This is a genomic window from Bradyrhizobium sp. BRP56 (assembly GCF_020194035.1).
GTDB lineage: Bacteria > Pseudomonadota > Alphaproteobacteria > Rhizobiales > Xanthobacteraceae > Bradyrhizobium > Bradyrhizobium australafricanum.
Genome location: NZ_JADYVV010000151.1, coordinates 1 through 2,869 on the forward strand (window position 1 = coordinate 1; position 2,869 = coordinate 2,869).

Annotated in this window: 3 protein-coding genes; 2 read left to right on the plus strand and 1 reads right to left on the minus strand. The window is 68.5% G+C overall.

Annotation, left to right across the window (positions count from 1 at the left end; genetic code table 11):
- Window positions 1-124: 124 nt before the first annotated feature.
- Window positions 125-358, minus strand: coding sequence for a hypothetical protein (locus I6F38_RS43065; protein WP_225164666.1), 234 nt, complete (start codon window positions 356-358; stop codon window positions 125-127).
- A gap of 112 nt (window positions 359-470) precedes the next feature.
- Between I6F38_RS43065 and I6F38_RS43070 the strand changes: the two genes are divergently transcribed.
- Window positions 471-1,373, plus strand: coding sequence for a LysR substrate-binding domain-containing protein (locus I6F38_RS43070; RefSeq protein WP_225164667.1), 903 nt, complete (start codon window positions 471-473; stop codon window positions 1,371-1,373).
- Entirely contained in the window at window positions 1,366-2,586 is a 1,221-nt protein-coding gene (locus I6F38_RS43075; protein WP_225164668.1) for an NAD(P)-binding domain-containing protein, read from the plus strand. Before I6F38_RS43070 ends, I6F38_RS43075 begins: the two co-directional genes overlap by 8 nt.
- Window positions 2,587-2,869 lie beyond the last annotated feature (283 nt).

Genomic DNA, 2,869 nt, shown 5'->3' on the forward strand with positions numbered 1-2,869 from the left:
GGGTCGGGGTGGGGGTTTGTCCGCGAGTCACATCGTGGAGAGAGCCCCCACCCGGATTGCGTCTGCGATGCAATCCGACCTCCCTCGCAAGCGTGAGAGGTGAAGTGAGTCCGCGGATACGCCATCAATGCATCCGCCCGTGCGCGCGCAAGAATGTCTCGCCGCTTTCCGTCACCATTACCCGTATGCCCTCGACCGAGGGACGGCGCGCGACGTAGCCGCGATCGACGGCGTCCTCCCAGATCGTCAGCCGCGGGCATGAGGTGCGCCAGACCTCGAGCACCTCGGCATAAGGCCGCGGCTCGCGCGCCACCCATTCCACGAGATCGAGCACCAGGGCGTCTGTGGTCTCTGTCATGTGGTCCTCGCCGGGGTCAGCAGGGATTCACTGTCTCCGGTATTTCTGCGCCGCTTGGCCTCTTCCGGCAAACTGAGTTATCTTGACCTTGCATCAGTTTTCCTGAGGGTTCATGCGGCGGCTGCTCTTTCTCAACGGCATCAAGGCGTTCGAAGCCGCGGCGCGGACCGGCAGCTTCGCGGCGGCGGGCAGCGAGCTCAACGTCTCGGCCGCCGCGATCAGCCGGATGGTGCATCTGCTCGAGGAGCGGCTCGGCGTCGCGCTGTTCGAGCGCAAGGCCAACCGCCTCGTCACCACGCCGGCCGGCCGCGCCTATCAGGGCGGGCTGACGCCGATCTTCGACGCGCTGGCGAGCCTCACCGCGCAGGTCACGGCGTCCGCGAGCGCGCGGGTGCTGACCGTCGGCGTCGGACCGACCTTTGCGCTGAAATGGATGATCCCGCACCTTGCCGAGTTCCGCAAAGCGGAGCCCGACATCGAGGTGCGGATCACGACCGGCGGCATGGCGGTGCCGTTCGCCGACGACTGGAGCTGTGGCATCCAGCTCGGCGACGGCCAGTGGCCGGGCCTCGTCGCCGAGCCGCTGTTTGCCGCCGACCTGATGCCGGTGTGCACGGCGCGGCTCGCCAACACCCTGAAGCGCCCCGCCGACCTCAAGGGCCCGAGCCTGATCCGCGTCGCGCATTCGCCCGACGACTGGCCGTCCTGGCTGAAGGCCGCGGGCGTGCCGCGCCTGACCGCGCGCGGGCCGGAATTCCAGTTCTACGGCCAGGCGCTGCAGGCAGCTAGCGACGGGCTCGGCATGGCGATGGGCATCCGGCCCTATATCGACGACGATCTCGCCGCCGGCCGGCTGGTGGCGCCGTTTGCGCTCAGCGTGCCGAAGGGCATGCGCTGGTATCTGGTCTATCGCGGCTTCCACGCCGAGCAGCGCGATTTCGCCGCGTTCCGGCGCTGGATCATCCGCGCCGCGGCGGAGCCCGCGGCCCGCCGCAAGGGATCGCGCAGTGCCTGACGACGCAGTCGATACGCTGGTGATCGGCGGCGGCCAGGCCGGGCTCACCATGAGCCATCGGCTGAAGCAGCGCGGCATCGCCCATCTGGTGCTGGAGCGGGGTCGCATCGCCGAGCGCTGGCGCAGCGAACGCTGGGATGGCCTCATGTTCCAGTTTCCGAACTGGTCGGTGCGGCTGCCGGATTTCGCGTTTCCGCACAGCGATCCCGACGGCTTCTCGGACACCGCTGCCATCATCGCCTTCATTGAGAACTACGCCGCGTTCGTCGCGCCGCCGATCCGCTGCGGCGTCGCGGTCACGAAGCTGCGCCGCGACACCGGCGGCTTCCTCGCCGAATTTGCCGGCGGCAGCATCGCCGCCCGCAACGTCGTCATCGCCACCGGCCCCTATCAACGGCCGCTGCGGCCGGACCTCCTGCGCGAGCATCCCGGCCTGTTTCAGGTCGATGCCGCCGGCTACAGGAATCCCGCGCAATTGCCTGACGGTGCGGTGCTGGTGGTCGGTGCCGGCGCGTCGGGTGCGCAGATCGCCGAAGAGCTGATGCGCGCCGGCCGCGAAGTCTTCCTCTCGGTCGGCCGTCACAACCGGCTGCCACGCCGCTATCGCGGCCGCGACCTGATCTGGTGGCTGGCCGAGATGGGCATCGACCGGACGCCGGTCGAGCAGCGCGGCCCGTCGCGGCTGCTGCCGGTGATTTCCGGCGCCCATGGCGGCCACACCGTCGATTTCCGCCGCTTCGCCGCCGGCGGCGTGACCCTGCTCGGCCGTGTGACGACAGCGCGCGACGGCGTGCTGGAGATCGCGCCCGATCTCGCCGCCAACATCGCCAATGGCGATGCCTATTACGCGACCTTCCTCGGGATCGTCGACGACTTCGTCGCGGCGCGCGGCCTCGATCATCCCGAAGATCCCTTGGCGCGCCTCCGTTTGCCCGATCCGCCGTGCCTCACCGCGCCGCTCAATGCGATCGACCTGCGCGCCGCGCGGATCAGGAGCGTGATCTGGGCCACCGGCTACGGTCTCGATCTGAACTGGATCGACATACCGGTGCTGGATGCCGACGGGGCGCCGCGACATCGCCACGGCGTCTCCGACGTGCCGGGCCTCTATTTCCTCGGCCTGCAATGGCTGTCAAAGATGAAATCCTCGTTCCTGTCAGGCGTCGGCGACGATGCCGCGGTGCTCGCCGACCACATCGCGAGCCGCCGCTAGATCCAACGACATCGGAGGTGCGCTCCCTCGCCCCGTTCTTACGGGGAGAGGGTTGGGGTGAGGGGCTGCTTCCGCGCAAACCGTCGCAATTGGACTCGCGGGGGCTCCCCCTCACCCGGAACGCATCTGGCGATGCGTTCCGACCTCTCCCCGCACGCGGCTCTCGTATGCACACATCTTGCTAGGCGATTTGATTGCTGATTCCGTGGGTTGAGTGATGATTCACGGAGCGTTTGATGTTGGGACTGGAATTTGGCCTGGGGCGGTTCGGCGACCTGCGGCT

Excerpts from the sequence above, each read along its gene's own strand:
- I6F38_RS43065 (WP_225164666.1), bottom strand. The coding sequence starts at position 358 with ATGACAGAGACCACAGACGCCCTGGTGCTCGATCTCGTGGAATGGGTG.
- I6F38_RS43070 (WP_225164667.1), top strand. The coding sequence starts at position 471 with ATGCGGCGGCTGCTCTTTCTCAACGGCATCAAGGCGTTCGAAGCCGCG.